Source organism: Stenotrophomonas sp. SMYL86 (genome assembly GCF_036320025.1).
In the GTDB taxonomy this organism is placed as follows: Bacteria; Pseudomonadota; Gammaproteobacteria; order Xanthomonadales; family Xanthomonadaceae; genus Stenotrophomonas; species Stenotrophomonas maltophilia_A.
Genome location: NZ_JAWIRU010000004.1, coordinates 200,045 through 220,152 on the forward strand (window position 1 = coordinate 200,045; position 20,108 = coordinate 220,152).

At 67.9% G+C, this 20,108-nt stretch carries 18 protein-coding genes; 13 read left to right on the top strand and 5 right to left on the bottom strand.

The window, feature by feature from the left end; all coding sequences use genetic code 11:
- Positions 1 to 74 precede the first annotated feature (74 nt).
- From pstS to rnt, 10 genes are all read left to right on the top strand, one after another.
- Positions 75 to 1,163, top strand: a complete 1,089-nt coding sequence (gene pstS / locus V3B64_RS07205) for a phosphate ABC transporter substrate-binding protein PstS (RefSeq protein ID WP_121503826.1) — start codon at positions 75 to 77, stop codon at positions 1,161 to 1,163.
- A gap of 82 nt (positions 1,164 to 1,245) precedes the next feature.
- Positions 1,246 to 2,214: a phosphate ABC transporter permease subunit PstC gene (gene pstC, locus V3B64_RS07210; protein ID WP_049421601.1), complete on the top strand. Its 969-nt coding sequence runs from the start codon at positions 1,246 to 1,248 to the stop codon at positions 2,212 to 2,214.
- A complete protein-coding gene (pstA, locus tag V3B64_RS07215) occupies positions 2,214 to 3,077 on the top strand; it encodes a phosphate ABC transporter permease PstA (protein WP_032127902.1) in 864 nt (287 codons plus the stop codon). The genes pstC and pstA overlap by 1 nt, the downstream gene beginning before the upstream one ends.
- A gap of 19 nt (positions 3,078 to 3,096) precedes the next feature.
- On the top strand, positions 3,097 to 3,927 hold the full coding sequence (gene pstB, locus V3B64_RS07220) for a phosphate ABC transporter ATP-binding protein PstB (protein WP_005408788.1): 831 nt from the start codon (positions 3,097 to 3,099) through the stop codon (positions 3,925 to 3,927).
- A gap of 97 nt (positions 3,928 to 4,024) precedes the next feature.
- A complete protein-coding gene (gene phoU / locus V3B64_RS07225) occupies positions 4,025 to 4,732 on the top strand; it encodes a phosphate signaling complex protein PhoU (protein ID WP_008265615.1) in 708 nt (235 codons plus the stop codon).
- A 258-nt stretch (positions 4,733 to 4,990) separates the two neighbouring features.
- The gene (locus V3B64_RS07230) at positions 4,991 to 5,347 is read left to right on the top strand and encodes a hypothetical protein (protein ID WP_032127903.1); all 357 of its coding nucleotides are present in this window, start codon (positions 4,991 to 4,993) and stop codon (positions 5,345 to 5,347) included.
- Positions 5,334 to 6,209, top strand: coding sequence for a DUF692 domain-containing protein (locus V3B64_RS07235; protein WP_329913866.1), 876 nt, complete (start codon positions 5,334 to 5,336; stop codon positions 6,207 to 6,209). Before V3B64_RS07230 ends, V3B64_RS07235 begins: the two co-directional genes overlap by 14 nt.
- Entirely contained in the window at positions 6,202 to 6,957 is a 756-nt protein-coding gene (locus V3B64_RS07240; protein ID WP_329913867.1) for a putative DNA-binding domain-containing protein, read from the top strand. Before V3B64_RS07235 ends, V3B64_RS07240 begins: the two co-directional genes overlap by 8 nt.
- A 26-nt stretch (positions 6,958 to 6,983) precedes the next feature.
- Positions 6,984 to 7,505: a DoxX family protein gene (locus V3B64_RS07245; protein WP_329913868.1), complete on the top strand. Its 522-nt coding sequence runs from the start codon at positions 6,984 to 6,986 to the stop codon at positions 7,503 to 7,505.
- A gap of 235 nt (positions 7,506 to 7,740) precedes the next feature.
- Positions 7,741 to 8,325, top strand: coding sequence for a ribonuclease T (gene rnt, locus V3B64_RS07250; protein ID WP_005408782.1), 585 nt, complete (start codon positions 7,741 to 7,743; stop codon positions 8,323 to 8,325).
- A gap of 95 nt (positions 8,326 to 8,420) precedes the next feature.
- Here the strand turns inward: rnt and V3B64_RS07255 are convergent, their stop codons facing one another.
- The 3 genes from V3B64_RS07255 to V3B64_RS07265 all read right to left on the bottom strand — a co-directional run bounded on the left by V3B64_RS07255 (position 8,421) and on the right by V3B64_RS07265 (position 13,769).
- Complete coding sequence (locus tag V3B64_RS07255; protein WP_329913869.1) at positions 8,421 to 11,447, bottom strand: two-component regulator propeller domain-containing protein; 3,027 nt, start codon at positions 11,445 to 11,447, stop codon at positions 8,421 to 8,423.
- 177 nt (positions 11,448 to 11,624) lie between these two features.
- Complete coding sequence (locus V3B64_RS07260) at positions 11,625 to 13,034, bottom strand: ATP-binding protein (protein WP_049421607.1); 1,410 nt, start codon at positions 13,032 to 13,034, stop codon at positions 11,625 to 11,627.
- Between the two features lie 6 nt (positions 13,035 to 13,040).
- Positions 13,041 to 13,769, bottom strand: coding sequence for a response regulator (locus V3B64_RS07265; protein WP_005408779.1), 729 nt, complete (start codon positions 13,767 to 13,769; stop codon positions 13,041 to 13,043).
- Positions 13,770 to 13,973: 204 nt separating this feature from the next.
- On the opposite strand from V3B64_RS07265, the gene V3B64_RS07270 reads away from it, so the two are divergent.
- From V3B64_RS07270 to V3B64_RS07280, 3 genes are read left to right on the top strand one after another with little or no spacing between them, the layout of a single operon-like run.
- Positions 13,974 to 15,215, top strand: coding sequence for an efflux RND transporter periplasmic adaptor subunit (locus tag V3B64_RS07270; RefSeq protein ID WP_032127909.1), 1,242 nt, complete (start codon positions 13,974 to 13,976; stop codon positions 15,213 to 15,215).
- Positions 15,212 to 17,170, top strand: a complete 1,959-nt coding sequence (locus V3B64_RS07275) for a MacB family efflux pump subunit (RefSeq protein ID WP_032127910.1) — start codon at positions 15,212 to 15,214, stop codon at positions 17,168 to 17,170. Before V3B64_RS07270 ends, V3B64_RS07275 begins: the two co-directional genes overlap by 4 nt.
- Positions 17,167 to 18,606 carry a TolC family protein gene (locus V3B64_RS07280; RefSeq protein WP_329913870.1) on the top strand — a complete coding sequence of 480 codons (1,440 nt, stop codon included), beginning with the start codon at positions 17,167 to 17,169 and terminating at the stop codon, positions 18,604 to 18,606. The genes V3B64_RS07275 and V3B64_RS07280 overlap by 4 nt, the downstream gene beginning before the upstream one ends.
- Positions 18,607 to 18,682: 76 nt before the next feature.
- Here the strand turns inward: V3B64_RS07280 and rlmB are convergent, their stop codons facing one another.
- Both rlmB and V3B64_RS07290 read right to left on the bottom strand, forming a co-directional pair.
- Complete coding sequence (gene rlmB / locus V3B64_RS07285; protein ID WP_005408775.1) at positions 18,683 to 19,426, bottom strand: 23S rRNA (guanosine(2251)-2'-O)-methyltransferase RlmB; 744 nt, start codon at positions 19,424 to 19,426, stop codon at positions 18,683 to 18,685.
- Positions 19,427 to 19,519: 93 nt separating this feature from the next.
- The gene (locus V3B64_RS07290; RefSeq protein WP_329913871.1) at positions 19,520 to 20,014 is read right to left on the bottom strand and encodes a GFA family protein; all 495 of its coding nucleotides are present in this window, start codon (positions 20,012 to 20,014) and stop codon (positions 19,520 to 19,522) included.
- Positions 20,015 to 20,108 lie beyond the last annotated feature (94 nt).

Genomic DNA, 20,108 nt, shown 5'->3' on the forward strand with positions numbered 1-20,108 from the left:
ACGGCTGTAACAAAAACATCATTTCATAGCCGCATCCGCCGACGACGTCGGCTCTTCCCCGCTATGGAGTGACCATGAAACTGCACTCGGCCGGCCTTGCCGCCCTTTCCCTGGCCATCGCCCTGGGCCTGTCGGCCTGCGGTGGCGACAAGCAGGCCGCGCAGCAGCCGGCTGCCGACGGTGCCGCCGCCCCGGCCGCTGCCGGTGCCAAGGTGACCGCCGAAGTGTCCGGCGCGGGCGCGTCCTTCATCTTCCCGCTGGTCTCCAAGTGGTCGGCTGACTACAACGCCAGCACCGGTGCCAAGATCAACTACCAGTCGATCGGCTCCGGTGGCGGTATCGCCCAGATCAAGGCCGGCACCGTCGACTTCGGTTCCTCCGACAAGCCGCTGAGCAGCGAAGAGCTGGCCCAGGCCGGCCTGGCCCAGTTCCCGTCCGCCATCGGCGGCGTGGTGCCGGTGGTCAACATCGAAGGCCTGGAAACCGGCAAGCTGCGCCTGAGCGGCGCCCTGCTGGCCGACATCTTCCTGGGCAAGGTCAAGACCTGGAACGACCCGGCCATCGTCGCCGCCAACCCGGGCGTGAAGCTGCCGGACGGCAAGATCACCCTGGTCCACCGTTCGGACGGTTCGGGCACCACCTTCAACTTCTCCAACTACCTGTCCAAGGTCAGCCCGGAGTGGAAGACCAAGGTCGGCGAAGGCACCTCGGTGCAGTGGCCGGACGGCGTCGGTGGCAAGGGCAATGAAGGCGTCGCTTCCTACGTGAAGCAGATCAAGGGCTCGATCGGCTACGTCGAACTGGCCTACGCGCTGCAGAACGGCATGCCGTACGCCGCCATGCAGAATGCGGCCGGCAACTGGGTCGAACCGAGCGCGGAAACCTTCGCCGCTGCGGCTGCCAGCGCCGACTGGGCCAGCGCCAAGGACTTCAACCTGGTCATCACCAACGCCCCGGGCGAGCAGGCGTGGCCGATCACCGCCACCAACTTCATGCTGATGCAGAAGCAGCCGAAGGACGCCAAGCGCAACCAGGACACCCTGGCCTTCTTCAAGTGGGCCTTCGAGAACGGCCAGGCCCAGGCCAACGAGCTGCACTACGTGCCGCTGCCGGCCGAACTGGTCAAGCAGATCGAGGCCTACTGGGCGACCGACCTGAAGTGATGGACACGACGGTGCCCGCCCCGCGCGGGCACCGCTTCTTCCACGCCGTGCCGCCCCGCCCCTTCCTGGCCCTGCCGTCCCCATGAATGCCATCGCCCAGCCTGTAGCCGCCCCGTCCACGCGTGATGCGCGTGATGCCCGCAACGACAAACTGTTCCGATGGGTGCTGGTCGGCACCGTCATCTTCGTCCTGATCGCCCTGGCCTGCGCCGCGCTGTCGATGCTGTGGGGCGGCCGCCATGCCCTGCAGATGCAGGGCCTGAGCTTCTTCTTCTCCGCCGACTGGAATCCGGTCGAAAACAAGTTCGGCGCCCTCGCTCCGATCTACGGCACCCTGGTCACCGCGCTCATCGCGATGGTCATCGCCGTGCCGGTCAGCTTCGGCATCGCCTTCTTCCTCACCGAAGTCGCGCCGCGCTGGCTGCGTGGCCCGGTCGGTACCGCCATCGAACTGCTGGCGGGCATTCCTTCGATCATCTACGGCATGTGGGGCCTGTTCGTGCTGGTGCCGGTGATGACCGAGTACGTCACTCCGTTCCTCAACGAAACCCTGGGCGAGATGCCGATCATCGGCCCGCTGTTCCAGGGCCCGCCGCTGGGCATCGGCATGCTCACTGCCGGTTTCGTGCTGGCCATCATGGTCATTCCGTTCATTTCCTCGGTGATGCGCGAAGTGTTCCTGACCGTGCCGACCCGCCTGAAGGAATCGGCCTACGCGCTGGGCTCCACCAAGTGGGAAGTGAGCTGGGACATCGTGCTGCCCTACACCCGCTCGGCAGTGATCGGCGGCATCTTCCTCGGCCTCGGCCGCGCCCTTGGCGAGACGATGGCGGTGGCCTTCGTGATCGGCAACAGCGTGCGCCTGTCGCCGTCGCTGCTGGAACCGGGCACCACCATCGCCGCGCTGATCGCCAACGATTTCGGCGAAGCCACTGAAACCTATCGCTCGGCCCTGCTGCTGCTCGGCTTCGTCCTCTTCATCGTCACCTTCGTGGTGCTGGCCATCGCCCGCCTGATGCTGATGCGCCTGTCCCGCAAGGAGGGCAACTGATGTCCACCACCGCTGATTCGCTGTACCTGCGCCGTCGCATCGGCAATGTCGTTGCGATCACCGCCTCCTGCGCCACCGCCCTGTTCGGCCTGTTCTTCCTGGGCTGGATCCTGTTCACCCTGGCCTCCAAGGGCCTGGCCGGCATCAACTGGGATCTGTTCACCAAGATGACGCCGCCGCCGATGCAGGAAGGCGGTCTCGCCAACGCCTTCTTCGGCAGTGCGGTGATGTGTGCGCTGGCGATCGGCATCGGCACCCCGCTGGGCGTGCTGGCCGGCACCTGGCTGGCCGAGTACGGCAACGCCCGCAAGGCCGGCACCGTGGTCCGCTTCGTCAACGACATCCTGCTGTCGGCCCCATCCATCGTGCTTGGCCTGTTCGTCTACACGCTGTACGTGATGCAGACCGGGGGCAACTTCTCGGCGTTCGCCGGTGCACTGTCGCTGGCCTTCATCGTGCTGCCGGTGGTGGTGCGCACCACCGACGAGATGCTGCGCCTGGTGCCCTCGCAGATGCGTGAGGCAGCCCTGTCGCTGGGTATCCCGCAGTGGAAGGTGATCGTGCAGGTGCTGTACCGCAGTGCGTCGGCCGGCATCATCACCGGCATCCTGCTGGCGCTGGCCCGCATCTCTGGCGAGACCGCACCGCTGCTGTTCACTGCCTTCGGCAACCAGTACTGGAACAACAACATCTTCCAGCCGATGGCCTCGGTGCCGGTGGTGATGAACCAGTTCGCCGGCAGCCCGTATGAATCCTGGCAGGTGCTGGCCTGGGCCGGTGCCCTGGTGCTGACTGTCTTCGTGTTGCTGGTCAGCCTTGCCGCCCGCGGCATCCTGCTGCGCAACCGTATCTCCCATGACTGACCTTTCCGTGGATAACGCCATGAACGACCTTTCCAACGCCGTGCCGATGCAGCGCATCGCCGTGCCGTCCTCGCACGAGAGCCTGCACACGCCGTCGCCGGTGAAGCTGGCTGCGCGTGGACTGGACTTCTACTACGACAAGTTCCATGCCCTGAAGGGCATCAACCTGGAGATCCCGGAAAAGCGCGTGACCGCGCTGATCGGTCCCTCCGGCTGCGGCAAGTCGACCCTGCTGCGCATCTTCAACCGCATCTACGCGCTGTACCCGAAGCTGGAGGCGCGTGGTGAAGTGCTGCTGGACGGCGAGAACATCCTGTCGCCGAAGTACCCGATGAACCGCCTGCGCAGCAAGGTCGGCATGGTGTTCCAGAAGCCGGTGCCGTTCCCGATGACCATCTTCGAGAACGTGGCCTACGGCATCCGCCACCACGAGAAGCTGAGCAAGGCCGACATGGCCGACCGCGTCGAGCAGGCACTGCGCCAGGGCGCACTGTGGGACGAAGTGAAGGACAAGCTGGGGCAGAGCGCACTGGGCCTGTCCGGTGGCCAGCAGCAGCGCCTGTGCATCGCCCGTGCCGTGGCCCTGCGCCCGTCGGTGCTGCTGCTGGACGAGCCGACCTCGGCGCTGGATCCGATCTCGACCAGCCGCATCGAGCAGCTGGTGGAAGAGCTCAAGCACGAGTACACCATCGTCATCGTCACCCACAACATGCAGCAGGCCGCGCGCGTGTCCGACTACACCGCCTTCATGTACCTGGGCGACCTGATCGAGCACGACCGCACCGAAGTGATCTTCTCGCAGCCGTCGCAGCGGCAGACCGAGGATTACATCACCGGTCGCTTCGGCTGAAACGTCAGTCGACAGACAGACAATGTCAGTCGAGCATGGCTCGACTCTACAAATCACGCCAGCCAGGCATGGCCTGGCTCTACCCGGATTGCAGACCATGAATCTTCCCAACGACCACATCGTCAAGAGCTACGACGAAGAACAGCAGCGGCTGGTGGCCGAAATCGTGCGCATGGGCGAGATGGCCGTCGCTCAGCTCGAAGCGGCGATGGACGTGATCGAGAAGCGCGACGAGAACGCCGCCCATCGCATCATCGCCAACGACGAAGCGATCGATGCGCTGGAGCAGCAGATCAGCCATGACGTGATGCGCCTGGCGCTGCGTGGGCCGATGGCGCGCGACCTGCGCGAGATCCTGGCCGGCCTGCGCATCCCGGCCGACATCGAGCGTATCGGTGACTACGCCGCCAACGTCGCCAAGCGCTCGATCGCGCTGGGCAAGGTACCGCCGCTGCCGCAGATCCAGGGCCTGCGGGCGCTCGGCCGCCTGGCCGCGCAGCAGGTCCGTCGTGCCATTGCCGCCTACCGCGACAACGATGCCGATGCCGCGCTGGCGCTGCGCGAGGACGACGCCCGCCTGGACGCGCAGTACACCGCGCTGTTCCGCGAGTTGCTGACCTACATGATGGAAGACCCGCGCAACATCACCCCCTGCACGCACCTGCTGTTCATGGCCAAGAACCTGGAGCGCGTGGGCGACCACGCCACCAACATCGCCGAGAACGTGTGGTTCCTGGTGCACGGTGAGCAGCCGCTGCCGCCGCGTGAAAAGCGCGACGAGACTTCCAGCACCGGCCAGCCCTGACGCTGCACTGCAACACCGGAGTCGACTCCACGGTGGCCGCTGTCCTGGTGACAGCGGCCTTCTTGTTTTGGGCGTTCTGGCAATTCATCCACGCATGGCGTGGATCTACCGGAAACCGTGTTCCCCTTCTGTAACAAACCTCACGAAAATTTGAGGTCTTGGCGAGGATTCGTTGAGTAGGATCGCTGCACCATCGCTTCCACCGGCACCCCTGCCGGCGACCCGGGCACCCGCCCACACCACCCAGGAGCACGACCGATGAGCAGTTCCAACAAGACCCTGTCCCTGCTGACTGCTACCGCCCTGGCCGCCGGCCTGGGCATGACCGCCAGTGCCTCGGCCCTGAGCATGAGCGACCTGGCCCAGGGCTATCTGGTCGCCGGCCAGGCTGCCAAGGCCAGCACCGATGCCAAGGCAGCGGACACCAAGATGGCCGCGGACGCGACCAAGCACGCCGAAGGCAAATGTGGTGCCGACGGCAAGAGTGCCGAAGGCAAATGCGGCGCCGACAAGGGCAAGGCCGCCGGTGCTGCGGCAGGCGCCAAGGCCAAGAGCGGCGACAAGAAGTCGGCCGAGGGCAAGTGCGGCGAAGGCAAGTGCGGTGCCAAGCACTGACGTCCGCGCCAGCGCCGTCCACCTGCGGTCGCCGCTTCGTGCGGCGGCCGCTGGGTTGGGGCTGCGCCGGGCGCTGCTGCAGGATCTGCGCGATGCACCGGCCGGTGACTTCGACTTCCTCGAATGCGCGCCGGAGAACTGGATCCATGTCGGTGGTCCCGCCGGGGATGCACTGGCCGAACTGGCGCAGCGCCATCCGTTGAGCTGCCACGGCCTGTCGTTGTCGCTGGGCGGCAGCGCGCCACTGGATAGGCAGCTGCTGGAACAGGTCAGCCAGTTCCTGGAAAAGCACCGCGTGCCGCTGTACAGCGAGCACCTGAGCTACTGCAGCGACGACGGCCACCTGTACGACCTGCTGCCGATTCCGTTCACCGACGAAGCCGTGCGCCATACCGCCGCACGCATCACCCACGTGCAGGACCTGCTGGGTCGCCGCATCGCGGTGGAGAACGTGTCCTACTACCTGGCGCCGGAGCCGGCGATGGACGAACTGGCCTTCACCAATGCCGTGCTCGCCGAAGCCGACTGCGACCTGTTGCTCGACGTCAACAATGTCTACGTCAACGCCTGCAACCACGGCTACGATGCCGACAGCTTCATTGCCGGGCTGCCCGCAGAGCGCATCGTCTGCCTGCACGTGGCCGGGCACCTGGACGAGGCACCGGACCTGAAGATCGACACCCATGGCAGCGCGGTGATCGACCCGGTCTGGGAGCTGCTGGCGCGTACCTACGCGCGCATCGGCCCACGCCCCACCCTGCTCGAACGCGATTTCAACTTCCCCCCGTACGCCGAGCTGCAGGGCGAACTGCAGACCATCCGCCGCCTGCAGTCCAGCCATGCCGGTATCGCCCATGGCTGATACCTCCCACACTCTGCGCGCACAGCAGCATGCGTTCACCGCACACCTGCGCGATCCGCAGGCGGTGGCCGCACCCGCCGGGCTGGAACCACGCCGGGTCGCGGTGTACCAGCGGCTGCTGTTCAACAACCTGCTCGGCCTGTTGAGCAACGGCTTCCCGGTCTGCGTGCGCCTGCTCGGCGAACCGGCCTGGAGCGACCTGGTGCGCCACTACTTCGCCACCCATCGCTGCCAGACGCCGCTGTTCACCGAACTGGCCGCCGAATTCGTGCAGTGGCTGCAGGCACAGCCGCAGCTGCCGCACCCGGCGTTGGCCGAGTTGGCCCACTACGAGTGGGTGGAAACCGCGCTGTACCAGCTTCCTGCCGAGCCGCTGCCGGTGCGGGGTGAGATCGATCCGCTGCGGGTGCCACTGCAACGCTCGCCGCTGGCGTGGCCGCTGCTGTACCAGTGGCCGGTGCACCGGCTGTGCGCCGAGGATGCACCGACGCAGCCGCCCACCGAGCCGACCGGCCTGCTGGTGCGCCGTGAGGCTGACGGCGAAGTGCGCTTCGCCGTGCTCAGCCCGCTGGCGGTATACCTGCTGTCCAGCATCGGCGAACAACCCGGCCTCGATGGACATGCCTATCTGCGGCAATTGGCCGCCGCGCACGGCCTGGCTGAGGAGGCGCTGGCCGAACCCGGTGCTGCACTGCTGCAGCAGTTCCTGCAGGCCGGCGTGATCGGCCCGCTCACAGTCCCTGGCTGACGCCCCTTCCCCCCGGAGAACCACCGATGAACCTTCCGACCCTGGCCGCCGCGCGCGGCCAGCTGGACCGTCTCGCCCCCTGGTTGGCCCCGCTCGGCCTGCGCCTGCTGCTGGCCTGGGAATACTTCGAATCCGGCCGCGAAAAGCTGCACGGCCAGAACTGGTTCGCCGACCTGCAGGACGCTTTCCCGTTCCCGTTCGACCAGCTGCCGGCCGCCCTGAACTGGCAGCTTGCCACCTGGTTCGAGCTGATTGGCGCGGCCTGCCTGCTGGTTGGCTTCGGCACCCGGTTTGCCGCCGCCAGTCTGCTGGTGCTGACCGTAGTGGCCACTTATGCGGTGCATTGGCCGATGGAATGGAACTCGCTGGCCGACCTGGCCATGGGCTACGCGATCACTGACCAGGGCTTCGGCAACTTCAAGCTGCCGGTGCTGTTCATGGCCATGTTGCTGCCGCTGATCTTCACCGGCGCCGGCAGGCTGAGCGTGGATGCGTGGTTGGCGCGGTGGTCTCCCTCGGCCACGCCTGCACGGCCAGCAGTCCGGTAATCGCCAAACCTGGTCGGCGCACCGTGTGCCAACCAGGGTTGGCACCTACCGGAATCCTGAGCGCGCGGTGCCCCGGTAGGTGTCGACCTTGGTCGACACACGCCCGCGCAGGGAACGCATGCACCGAGGGCTGGCCGGGCGCTCAGGGTCGCTCTGCTAGAATTCACGCATGACTGACCCCACCCCCGCACCTGCCGCCGCTCACGATTCCGCAGTCCCCCAGGCGCAGCGCGCGATGTCACAACGCTTCCGCGGCTTCCTGCCGGTGGTGGTGGACGTGGAAACCGGCGGCTTCGACAGCCAGCGCAACGCGCTGCTGGAAATCGCCGCCGTGCCGATCGAGATGGACGAGAACGGCCTGCTCTACCCCGGCCAGACCGCCAGTGCCCACGTGGTGCCGGCCGAGGGCCTGGAGATCGACCCGAAGTCGCTGGAAGTGACCGGCATCATCCTCGACCACCCGTTCCGGCTGGCCAAGGAAGAGAAGGCGGCGCTGGACCACATCTTCACCCCGGTACGCGCGGCCATGAAGAAGTACGGCTGCCAGCGCGCGATCCTGGTCGGCCACAACGCGCATTTCGACCTCGGCTTCGTCAATGCAGCGGTGGCGCGGACCGGCCACAAGCGCAATCCGTTCCATCCCTTCAGCGTGTTCGATACGGTGACCCTGGCCGGCATCGCCTACGGGCAGACCGTGCTGGCGCGTGCGGCCACCGCCGCCGGGCTGGGCTGGGATGCCAACGAGGCGCACAGCGCGGTATATGACACCGAGCAGACCGCGCGGTTGTTCTGCACCATCGCCAACGCCTGGCCGCGGTAAGCCAGCCAACGGCGCAACCGCATCCACGCAGTGCGGACCAACGGTCCGCACCCACCACTCACCGGACGGTAGATCCACGCCATGCGTGGATGCAATCAACCGATGCTCGTTCGATCCCGGCCATCGCTCTTGGCGCGGTACAACGCGCGGTCGGCACGCTGGTACAGCAACGCCGGGGTACGGTCGTCGGCATCCAGCTCCACCAGCCCTGCGCTGAAGGTCACGCGCAGGCCGTCCACGCCGGCCCAGTCGGGGTGGTCGTGGAACAGGCCGCGCAGGCGCGCGCACAGCTGTGCGGCTTCCTCCAGACGGGTGTCGTTGAGCAGCAGCGCGAACTCTTCGCCGCCGGTGCGCGCCGGCAGGTCCGAGTCGCGGCTGGCGGCGGCGATCAACCGCGCCACCTGCACCAGCACCGCATCACCGATGCTGTGGCTGTGGCGGTCGTTGACGTCCTTGAAGTGGTCGATATCCAGCACCACCAGGCACAGCGGATGACCGCTGCGCTGCGAACGCGCGAAGTCACGCGCCAGCGTTTCATCGAAGGCACGGCGGTTGGCCAGGCCAGTCAGTGCATCCTCGCGGGCCTGCCGTTCGAATGCCTCGGCCTGGCGTGCGAGGCGCTCGGCCAGTTCGGTCTTTTCCTGGTTCAGCGCCTGCAGGTGCACGGTCTTGGCCTGCAGGTCGAAGGTCGCCTCGTCCACGCGCCGTGCCAGGCGCAGGTTGCTGGCCTTCAGCTGCTGCAGCAGCAGCCGGTACAGCGCCACCAGCCCGGCCAGCAGCAACAGGCCACCCAGCACCTGCACGCTGCGTCGCTGCCACCAGAACGGCTCCACGGTGAAGCTCCATACCGCTTCCTGCTGGCCCCAGCTGCCACTCGGATGGGCAGCGGCCACGTGCAGGGTGTAGTCGCCTGGCGGCAGGCCGACGAACTCCACGCTGCGCTGCGGGCCGCGTTCGACCCACCCCGTATCCAGGCCGTCCAACCGCGTGCGGTAGCGGATCCGGTCAGACATCAGGTAGCTCAGGCCGACATAACTCACCGCCAAGCGGCGGCCGCCGGGAATGTAGTTGCGGTCCGGGCCTTCCCAATGCACCGGTGCGCCATCCACCTGCACGCTTTCAATCGCTGCCGGCGGTGAAAGACGCTCGCGGAAACGCTGCAGGCGCTGCGGATCGACGGTGCTCAGGCCTCCGGCGGTGACCACCCAGAACGTGCCGTCCTGGCGCAGGATCGCCGATGGCCCGGAGCTGCCGTTGGCCTGCGCGTTGGCCATGCCGTCAATCTCGTTGTAGCGCTCCACCACCACCCGCGGCGCGCGGCCATCGGCCACGGCGTTGAGGGTGGCCATGTCGGTGCGCAGCACGCCGCGGTTGCTGCTTATCCACACGTTGCCAAGGCGATCCGGCACCAGTTGGAACACCGCATCCACCGGCATGCCCTGCTCCAGCCCCACCCGTGCCAGCGTGCCGTTGCGCCAGCGGTACAGGCCACGGTCGCTGCTGATCCACATCGCGTCACCCAGCTGATGGAAGCCGAACACGCTGCGGCCACCGCCCATCGGCGCGAGGTCGATCGACTGCACGTGGTCGCCGCGCAGTACGCGGATGCCCTCGATGGTGCCGATCCACAGGTTGCCCTGGTGATCGTGCTCAAGCGCGGTGATCAGGCCGCTGGGCATGCCCGCAACGCTTGATACCTGCACGCGGTCGCCGTCGATGCGGACCACGCCCTTCTGGGTGCCGGCCCAGACCACACCCTGCGGGTCCACGCTGATCGCGCGGATGTTGCCGCCCGGCATGCCATCGGCGGCGGCATAGTTGTGCCGCAGCCGGCCATTTGGGCCAAGACGGTAGACGCCATCACCGAACGTTCCGACCCACAGGTCACCGTCCGGACCCTGCGCCAGGCTGAGCACCGACGGTGCCTTGCCGCCGCGGTTGTGCAGCGGCATCGCGCGGAAGCGGCCATCAGCAGTCTGCAGGTCAAGGCCGCTGGCACTGCCGACCCACAGCTGGCGATCGCGGTCCTCGAACACGGTGCGCACATAGTCGCCACTGAGGCCATCGCGCTCGGTGTAGCTGCTGAACAGTGTTTCGCGCAGGCGGTACAGGCCACCGTTGGCACCCACCCAGATGCTGCCCTCGGCATCCTCGCGCAGGCTGACCACGCGCCCACCCGGCAGGTTCAGGCCCGCCGGCAGGCGCTCCAGGCCATGCGCTGAGATCCGCAGCAGGCCCTGGTTCTCGGTGCCCAGCCACAGGTCACCATGGCGATCCTGCAGCATCGAGGTCAGGTGCAGCTGCCCCGGCAGGCGGTGCATCAGCACCAGCTGATCATCCTCCACCCGGTACAGGCGCTCGCCGGCGACGATCCACAGCGCGCCATCCGGAGCGCGGTACGGCCACGACAGGCCACTGCCGGCGCCCAGCCCCCAAGTCGCTGGCGCGCGCTTGAGCACGCCATCGTTGTCGCGCAGCACCAGTCCATCCAACGTGCCGGCCCAGACCCGGTCCTGCGCATCGACCACCAGCTTGGTGAAGCTCATCGCCATCGGCAGGTCGGCGGCCGGAGCGTGGTAGACGATGCCGGTGTCCGGCGTCAGATAGCCGATGCCCTTGCCTTCATACAGCAGCCACAGGCGGCCCTGGCTGTCCATCTGCATGGACTGGATCAGGACCTGCGGGGTATCGGCCTGGTGCTCCCAGACACGCCACTGGCCATCGTTGCCGCGATGGCTGACATTGCCCCGCGAATCACTGATCCACAGCCCACCCTGGCGGTCGACGAACAGCGCGCCGATGCCGTTGTCGCGCAGGCCCGGGCGGGTACTGCGGTCGAACACGGTGAAATCCAGCCCGTTGTAACGCACCAGGCCTTCCCAGGTGGCGAACCAGAGGTGGCCTTCGGGGGTCTGCGCGATGTCGCGCAGCGAGTTGTGCGGCAGGCCGTTGCGCGACGTCCATACATCAATGGCGTAGTCGCGCAGTGGCGGAGCCCCCTCCTGCGCTGCCACCGGCAGTGCAAGGGCCAGCAGCAGCCACAGCAGGCCCTGTCGCAGCCATCGACCGATATCTGATCCGCAGCGCTCCACCCAGCGCCCGATGTCCCCCTGTCCGGCCATCAGTGCAGCGGCGGCGGCCAGGCAGGGCTGCCGGGCCTGGCAGCATGCGGGAACTGCCGGGCAGCGCGGGACGGCATGCCGGCGGGGACGGGCTGGCTCATCGGGGGGGAACTGGGAAGATGCGCAGATGATAGGCCAAACCCTGCCCACGGCGTCACCATCGCCAGCCGCGAAGGCTCAGCCCGCGCGGCCCGGCGGCGTCACCTGTGCACTGGCCGGCCACTGCACTACCGCCTCCAGCCCACCTTCGGCGCGGTTGCGCAGCCACAGCCGCGCCCCGTCTTTCTCAGCCAGGGCGCGGGCGATGGTCAGGCCCAGACCGGCGCCGCCGGTTTCGCGCGAACGCGAGGTTTCCACCCGCACGAACGGGTCGAACACGGCTTCCAGCTGATCCTCGGCCAGGCCCGGGCCGTCATCGGCCACCACCACGGTGATCGCGCCACCACTACGCTCGACCCGTACCCGCACCCGGTAGGCATACATCACCGCGTTGTCCACCAGGTTGGAAAACAGGCGGTGCATGGCCAGCGGACGCAACATCAGCACCGCTCCGCTGCCACCTTCGAAGACGACATCTCCGCCGCCCTCGGCCGTGTCTTCAACGATGCTCTCCAGCAGCGAATCCAGGTCCAGTGCGGCGCGCTGCTCGGCGCTCTCCGCGCTGCGCGCCAGCTCCAGGCCTTCGCGCACCAACGCCTGCATCGCGGCCAGATCGCCGATCAGGCGCTCACGCAGCACCTCGTCGCTGACATTCTCCAGGCGCAGGCGCAGCCGGGTCAGCGGGGTCTGCAGGTCATGGGTGATCGCCGCCAGCATCTGCGTGCGCTCGGCCAGGTGCCGCTGCAGGCGATGCTGCATGGCGTTGAAGGCTTCGGCGGCGCGCTGCACTTCGCGCGGGCCGCGCAGCGGCAGTGGATCGCGCTGCAGGTCGTCGCCCAGGTCTTCGGCGGCTGCCGCGAGTTCCTGCAGCGGCGCGCTGGCCATGCGCGCGACGATATAGGCCAGCACCGCGATCGCCAGCACCAGCAGGGTCAGGAACCACGGGTCCACGGCGAGGATGCCGTTGTGCGCCACCGCCGGCGAATCCAGCGCCAGCTTCAGCAGCGTGCCGTCGTTGAGGGTCACGTCGACCGCACGGCACTTGGGCGGGATGAACGCCGGATCACGTTCGCGCGGATGCTTGCGATGCCCCGGTGGCGGCGGGGGCAGCAGGTCCTGCAGCTTGGGAATGCAGGAGCGGAACGAAGCGAAGTGCACATGCGCGCGTGCGACCGGGCCGGGCCGGTCATCGAGCACTTCCATCAACGCGGTATCGGCCCGCCCCAGGCGTGCGCCGGGTTGCAGCGCACGCACGCTCGGCCCACCGATTTCGAGCAGGCGCTCGCGCAGTTCGGGGTTGCCGTCGAGCAGGTTGACGTAGCCCTGGAGGCGGTCGGCGATGCGGTTCAGGTTCTGCCGCTCGAACTCCTGCTGGCGTTTGGAGGTAGCCAGCATGGTCGCGCCGATCGCGGCCACGCTCATGCCCAGCAGCAGGATCACGAACAACCGCCCGACCATCGAGGACAGGAAATGGCGCAGGCGCTTCATCGCGGCTTATTCCAGGTTCACCGAGGAGGCCAGTACATAGCCTTCGTTGCGCACGGTCTTGATCAGTCCGTCCGGGCCACCGTCGTCGCCCAGCTTGTTGCGCAGCCGGCTGACCTGCAGATCAATGGCGCGGTCCTGTGCCTCGTAGTTGCGGCCGCTGCTGAGCGCGACCAACTGCTCGCGCGACAGCACCTTGTTGGCGTGGGCGATGAACACCCGCAGCAGGCGGAACTCGGCGCCGGACAGCACCACCACGCGATCGTCCGGGTCCACCAGGTGGCGATGCTCCAGATCGAACACCCAGCGCGAGAAGCGCGCACGGCGCACCGCCAGCGGCTCCAGGTTCGCCGGCAGCGCCTCGGTCCGGCGCAGCACGTTGCGGATGCGTGCCAGCAGCTCGCGCGGTTCGAACGGCTTGGCCAGGTAGTCGTCGGCGCCCATTTCCAGGCCCAGCACGCGGTCGATTGGCTCGGCACGCGCGGTCAGCATGATCACCGGCGTGTTCGAGCGCGCGCGCAGATCGCGGCACAGGGTCAGGCCATCCTCGCGCGGCAGGTTGAGGTCGAGCACGATCAGGTCCACGTGTTCGCGGTCCAGCAGCTGGCGCATGGCGGTGCCGTCTGCCGCCGTGCTCACCTGGTAGCCGGCCCGGCCGAGCTGTTCGGCCAGCAGGGTGCGGATGTCGTTGTCGTCGTCGACGATCAGCAGTCGATGCATCGTGTTTTCAGTCTCCATGTCGCGATCATCCCGTGTCGGCAGCTGAACCGCATCCGGGGCAATGCGTACCAGTGTATCCAGCCATGGGCGGGATACCTGTGGTTACGCGTATTCACCGACAGTGTTACATAGAGACATACCCCGAGGATTGAGCCGCCCATCGCCCGGTCTTCACAATGCCCACCAACGCCGCCACCGCGGCCCCGAGAGTGAAGCCACGACGTGACGTTCCGCCTGCTGCCCGCGACCCGCCGGGGTCGCCTGATACTGATCGCCCTGCTCGCCCTTGCCGTTGCCGCAGCCGCCTGGTGGCTGCTGCGCAAGCCCGCCGCCCCGGCGGTGGCGACCACGCCCGTCAGCCGTGGTGACATCGAGCAGACGGTGGAAGCCACCGGCGTGATCGACGCCTACAAGCTGGTCAGCGTCGGTGCCCAGGCCTCGGGCCAGATCAAGTCGCTGAAAGTTCAACTGGGCGACACCGTGAAGGAAGGTGATCTGATCGCCGAGATCGACGCCACCACCCAGCAGAACCAGGTGCTCAATGCGCAGGCCTCGCTGGACCAGGTCACCGCCCAGCGCGCCGTGCAGCAGGCCACCCTGCGCCAGGCCGAACTGGAGTTCGCGCGCCAGCAGCAGATGCTGGCCGCCGAGGCCACCTCGCGCCAGGAATACGATGCCGCCGAGGCGCAGCTGAAGACCGCCCGTGCGCAGCTGCAGTCCTACGAGGCACAGATCAAGGGCCGCGAAACCGAACTGGGCACCGCCCGCGCCAACCTGGCCTACACCCGCATCACCGCGCCGATGGACGGCACCGTGGTGGCGGTGGTGGCCGAGGAAGGTCGCACCGTGAACGCCAACCAGACCGCACCGACCATCGTCATGCTGGCACGGCTGGACGTGGTCACGGTCAATGCCGAGATCTCCGAAGCCGACGTGGTCAAGATCAAGGCCGGCATGCCGGTGTACTTCACCACGCTGGGCGACCCGGATCGCAAGTACCACGCCACGCTGCGCCAGATCAATCCGGCGCCGGCCTCGATCGCCAACGAGAGTTCGTCCAGTTCCAGCAGTTCGTCCAGTTCCAGTTCCAGCAGCGCGGTCTACTACAACGCGTTGTTCGACGTGGAGAATCCGGATGGCACCCTGCGCATCGACATGACCGCGCAGGTCTCGGTACTGCTGAAGCAGGCCAAGGGCGTGCTGATGGTGCCGGCGGTGGCACTGGGGCCAAAGCGCCGTGGCGACGAGCGCATGGTGCGGGTGCTGGACGACAAGGGCCAGCCGCAGCCGCGCAAGGTTACCGTGGGCATCAACAACGGCGCCTCGGCCGAGATCCTGTCGGGACTGAAGGAAGGCGAGCGCGTGGTGGTCGGCGAAGCCGGTGCGGCCGGTGCCAGCGCCGGCGGCGGCAACCGCGGCGGCATGCAGATGCGGGTCGGCGGCCCGGGCATGGGGCGCCGATGAGCACGACGGCGCCGCTGCTGCGCCTGCGTGACCTGCGACGCGAATTCCCGGCCGGCGACGATGTGATCGCCGTGCTGCGTGACGTCAACCTCGACATCCACGCCGGTGAGATGGTGGCCATCGTCGGCCAGTCCGGCTCAGGCAAGTCGACGCTGATGAACATCCTCGGCTGCCTCGATCGTCCCACCCGTGGCAGCTACCAGGTGGCCGGCCGCGAAACCGGGAAGATGGAGCCGGACGAGCTGGCCGAACTGCGCCGCGAGCATTTCGGCTTCATCTTCCAGCGCTACCACCTGCTGGGCGACCTCGATGCGCGCGGCAACGTGGAAGTGCCGGCGGTGTACGCCGGCAGCCCCGGCCCGGTGCGCAACGCGCGTGCCGAACAACTGCTGCAGCGGCTGGGCCTGAGCGACCGCATGCACCACAAGCCGGGCCAGCTGTCCGGCGGCCAGCAGCAGCGCGTGTCGATCGCCCGTGCCCTGATGAACGGCGGCGAGGTGATCCTGGCCGACGAACCGACCGGCGCGCTCGACACGAAATCCGGCGAGGAAGTGATGGCGATCCTCGGCGAGCTGCACGCCGAAGGCCACACCATCATCATCGTCACCCACGACATGAGCGTGGCCGAACACGCGCAGCGCATCATCGAGATCCGCGACGGCGAGATCATCGCCGACCGCGCCAACCCGAATGCACCGACCTACCGCGCGCAGCGCGAGGCCAGCACCGGCGTCGCCCGCGGCAACAGCTGGCGGGCCGCGCGCGACCGCTTCACCGAAGCATTCCGCATGGCGTTGCTGGCGATGAATGCACATCGGCTGCGCACCTTCCTGACCATGCTCGGCATCATCATCGGTATCGCCTCGGTGGTCTCGGTGGTGGCGCTGGGCAACGGCTCGCAGCAGCAGATCCTGCAGAACATCAGCGCGCTCGGCACCAACACCATCGATGTCTACCCCGGCCGTGGTTTCGGCGACATGCGCTCGGCCCGCGTGCAGACGCTCAAAGCCAGTGATGCCGATGCGCTGGCCCGGCAGAGCTACGTCGACAGCTCCACGCCCAGCGTGTCGACCTCGGTCACCGCGCGTTACCGCAACCAGTCCTCCACCGCCCAGGTCAGCGGCGTCGGCGAGCAGTTCTTCCGGGTCAAGGGCGTGACCCTGCTCAGCGGCAGCTTCTTCGATGCCGATGCGGTGAAGGGCCTCGGCCAGGTGGCGGTGATCGACGAGAACACCCAGACCCAGTTCTTCCCCGATGTCGATCCGATCGGCCAGGTGATCCTGCTGGGCAACGTGCCGGCGCGCGTGGTCGGCGTGGCCAAGCGCCAGAGCTTCGGGTTCGGCGGCAGCACCAGCCTGAGCGTGTGGCTGCCGTACACCACGGTGATGTCGCGCATGCTCGGCCAGAGCCACGTGTCCAGCATCACCGTGCGCGTGGACGACGCCACGCCGATGGATGCCGCACAGGAAGCGATCACCCGACTGTTGACCATGCGCCATGGCACCGAGGACTTCTTCCTCAGCAACAGCGCCGAAATCCGCCAGACCATCGAGCAGACCACACGCACGATGACCCTGCTGATCGGCGCCATCGCCGCCATCGCACTGCTGGTCGGTGGTATCGGTGTGATGAACATCATGCTGGTGTCGGTGACCGAGCGTACCCGCGAGATCGGCGTGCGCATGGCCGTCGGTGCACGGCAGAGTGATATCCGCCAGCAGTTCCTGATCGAAGCAGTGCTGGTGTGCCTGCTCGGCGGTGTGCTCGGCATCGGCCTGGCCCTGCTGCTGGGCTCGATGATCGGCCGCTTCGCCAGCGACTTCCAGGTGCTGTTCTCCACCGCCTCGATCGTCGCCGCCTTTGCCTGCTCGACCCTGATCGGCGTGGCGTTCGGCTTCCTGCCCGCGCGTAACGCCGCGCAGCTCGACCCGGTGGAGGCCCTGGCCCGCGAATGAAGATGATGACCCGACTGCCCTTCCCTGCCCCCTCCCGCCTGCTGCTGGCGGGCGCCGTTCTGCTCGCCCTGTCCGGCTGCGCATCGATGGGCCGCTATCCGGTGCAGGCCCCCGACGTGGCGGCGACCTACGGTCGTGGCGACGCCACCCTCAATGCGCCGGCCGACGATCCGCGCAGCAGCCTGGATACTCCGGGCCGCGACATCCGCCAGGACACCTGGTGGACCGGTTTCGGCGATGAACGTCTCGACCGTCTGGTGGCGCAGGCGCTGGCCGCCAACAGCGATCTTGCCGCCGCTGGCCTGGCCGTGCAGCGTTCGCGCCTGCAGGCCGGCCTGGCCAGCAACGCGTTGTGGCCGCAGCCTTCGTCTTCAGGTGTGAGTGGTAGCGCCAGCCGCGCCACCGACCAGGCCGACGACTGGCGCCGCAGCTATTCCACCGGCGTCTCGCTGGGCTGGGAAGTGGACCTGTGGGGCCGCCTGCGCACCCAGCGCGACATCGCCCGCTGGGAAGCCGAGGCCAGCGAGGAAGACCGGCAGAACACCGCCCTGCTGGTGATCAGCGACACCATCACCCAGTACTGGAACCTGGCTTACCTGAACCAGTCGATCGCCACCGGCCAGGCCAACCTGGAGCGGCTGGAACGCACCCGCGAACTGGTGCAGGCCCGCTTCGACGCCGGTGCGGTGTCGCGCCTGGAAGTACGCCAGGCACTGCAGAACCTGCAGTCGCAGCGTTCCTCGCAGAGTGCGCTGGAACAGCAGCGGGTGGAGGCGCGCAATGCACTGACCGTGCTGCTGGACGGCACGCCCTGGCCGCAGCAGGACGAACCGCAGGACCTGCTGGGCGCACGCAGCCCCAGCATCGCAGAGGGCCTGCCGACCGACCTGCTCGGTCGCCGTCCCGACCTGCGCGCGGCCGAACTGCGCCTGCGCAACAGCCTGAAGACCATCAAGGTGACCGCTACCCAGTACTACCCGGCGCTGAGCCTGACCGGCAGCCTCGGCTCCAGTGCAACGTCGCTGGGTGACGTGCTGCGCAACCCGGTGGCCACGCTGGGCGCCGGCCTGTCGCTTCCGTTCCTCAACCTGCAGCGCGCGCAGCTGGATACCGATATCGCCGGCACCGCCTACCAGATCGCCGCGACCAATTTCCGCAAGACGCTGTACACCGCGCTCTCGGAAGTGGACAACGCGCTGTCGGCACGCGAGCAGCTGGCGCGCCAGGTGGCGGCCTCGCAGGCTTCGTACGACGAAGCGGTGGAAGTGGAACGGGCGCAGGAAGTGCGCTACCGCGTGGGTGCCACCGACCTGCGCACCTGGCTGGAAGCGCAGCAGACCCGGCGCGATGCCGAGCTGTCGCTGGCGCGCGTGCGCCAGGGCCAGCTGAACAACGACGTCACCTTGTTCAAGGCACTGGGCGGCAGCGCGGGGTGAGGCGGCAAGAGCGCCAACCAAGGTTGGCGACTACCTGGTGGGTGTCGACCTTGGTCGACACAGCCGCTGCTGCCGATCAACCGCGCTGGCGCACGGCCTCGAACAGGCTGACACCGGCCGCGACGGAGACGTTCAGGCTCTCGATCTCGCCCGGCATCGGGATCTTGACCAGGCCATCGCAGTTCTCGCGGGTCAGGCGGCGCAGGCCATCGGCTTCACCGCCCAGCACCAGGGCGATGTTGCCCTTCAGGTCCAGCTGGTACAGCGAGGCGGTGGCTTCGCCGGCCAGGCCGTAGATCCACACGCCCTGCTTCTGCAGGTCCTTCAGGCAGCGCGACAGGTTGGTCACCGCCACCACCGGGATCAGATCGGCGGCACCCGCCGAAGTCTTGCGCACGGTGGCATTGACCGTGGCCGACTTGTCCTTGGGGATGATCACGGCAGTCGCGCCGGCGGCAGCGGCCGAGCGCAGGCAGGCGCCCAGGTTGTGCGGGTCCTGCACCTCGTCCAGCACCAGCAGCAGGGCCTTGCCCTCGGCTGCAGTGACCAGGCCTTCCAGCTCGTTCTCGCTGTAGGTGCGGGCGGCGGCGTAGCGCGCGGCCACGCCCTGGTGGCGTACCGAACCGCCGACACCGTCCAGCGCCTGGCTGTTCACCTTGCGCACGTCGATGCCCTTGCGGCGGGCGTTTTCCTCGATCTCGGTCAGGCGCGGGTTCTTCGCACCGGCCTCGACCAGCACTTCGCGGACGTTCTCGGCGTCGTTCTCGATGGAGGAGGCGACGGCGTTGACGCCGACAATCCACTGGCTGTTCTTGCTCATGCGGGCGGGGACCGGAAAGGGGGTGGCTATGGTAGAGCATCGGCGCCGACCGCGCTGCGCGCTCGCCGGGCACGGCCCGGCGCTACCCGCCGCTCAGCCTTCGGCGGAGCGGCTGCGCGGCGGCCAGTGCGGGGTATCGTGGTCCGGATGCTGGTGGGACACGATGGTGGCCAGGAAATCCAGCGCCGCGATGTCCTCCTCGGTGCGCCGCGCCGGCAGGCTGGCCAGGCTGTCGACGAAGGGCAGCTTGCGTTCGACTCCGTACTGGATGGTCGGTGGCAGGCGTTCGGGTTGGTCAAAGGCACCAGCGGCCACGGCAACGCCGTCGGGGGCTTCATAGGTCAACGGGGTACCGCAGTCGGCGCAGAAGCCACGCCGCACCACGTTGGACGACTGGAAATAGCGTGGCTGGCCGCGGGTCCAGCTGAACTGCACGCCGCGCACCGACACCAGCGGCGCGTAATAGGCACCGAAGGCCTTCTGGCACATCCGGCAATGGCAGATCGAGCTGTCGGTCAGCGTGCCGCGTGCCTGGAAGCGGATCGCGCCGCACTGGCAGCCGCCGCTGTATTCGGGTTGGCCCTGCATGCGATGTCTCCTGGTAGTGGCGGGCGGGGGGCGGGCCCCCCGCGGGGGGGGGGGGGGGGGGGGGGGCCGGCCGCCGGCGGCCCGGCCCCCGCGG

What these genes read in the sequence shown, in the direction of transcription:
- V3B64_RS07290 (WP_329913871.1), bottom strand. Translation starts at nt 20,014, where the DNA reads ATGCAGGGCCAACCCGAATACAGCGGCGGCTGCCAGTGCGGCGCGATC.
- pstA (WP_032127902.1), top strand. Translation starts at nt 2,214, where the DNA reads ATGTCCACCACCGCTGATTCGCTGTACCTGCGCCGTCGCATCGGCAAT.
- V3B64_RS07240 (WP_329913867.1), top strand. Translation starts at nt 6,202, where the DNA reads ATGGCTGATACCTCCCACACTCTGCGCGCACAGCAGCATGCGTTCACC.
- rnt (WP_005408782.1), top strand. Translation starts at nt 7,741, where the DNA reads ATGTCACAACGCTTCCGCGGCTTCCTGCCGGTGGTGGTGGACGTGGAA.
- V3B64_RS07265 (WP_005408779.1), bottom strand. Translation starts at nt 13,769, where the DNA reads ATGGAGACTGAAAACACGATGCATCGACTGCTGATCGTCGACGACGAC.
- V3B64_RS07280 (WP_329913870.1), top strand. Translation starts at nt 17,167, where the DNA reads ATGAAGATGATGACCCGACTGCCCTTCCCTGCCCCCTCCCGCCTGCTG.
- pstC (WP_049421601.1), top strand. Translation starts at nt 1,246, where the DNA reads ATGAATGCCATCGCCCAGCCTGTAGCCGCCCCGTCCACGCGTGATGCG.
- pstB (WP_005408788.1), top strand. Translation starts at nt 3,097, where the DNA reads ATGAACGACCTTTCCAACGCCGTGCCGATGCAGCGCATCGCCGTGCCG.
- V3B64_RS07230 (WP_032127903.1), top strand. Translation starts at nt 4,991, where the DNA reads ATGAGCAGTTCCAACAAGACCCTGTCCCTGCTGACTGCTACCGCCCTG.
- rlmB (WP_005408775.1), bottom strand. Translation starts at nt 19,426, where the DNA reads ATGAGCAAGAACAGCCAGTGGATTGTCGGCGTCAACGCCGTCGCCTCC.
- V3B64_RS07275 (WP_032127910.1), top strand. Translation starts at nt 15,212, where the DNA reads ATGAGCACGACGGCGCCGCTGCTGCGCCTGCGTGACCTGCGACGCGAA.
- V3B64_RS07245 (WP_329913868.1), top strand. Translation starts at nt 6,984, where the DNA reads ATGAACCTTCCGACCCTGGCCGCCGCGCGCGGCCAGCTGGACCGTCTC.
- V3B64_RS07255 (WP_329913869.1), bottom strand. Translation starts at nt 11,447, where the DNA reads ATGGCCGGACAGGGGGACATCGGGCGCTGGGTGGAGCGCTGCGGATCA.
- pstS (WP_121503826.1), top strand. Translation starts at nt 75, where the DNA reads ATGAAACTGCACTCGGCCGGCCTTGCCGCCCTTTCCCTGGCCATCGCC.
- phoU (WP_008265615.1), top strand. Translation starts at nt 4,025, where the DNA reads ATGAATCTTCCCAACGACCACATCGTCAAGAGCTACGACGAAGAACAG.
- V3B64_RS07260 (WP_049421607.1), bottom strand. Translation starts at nt 13,034, where the DNA reads ATGAAGCGCCTGCGCCATTTCCTGTCCTCGATGGTCGGGCGGTTGTTC.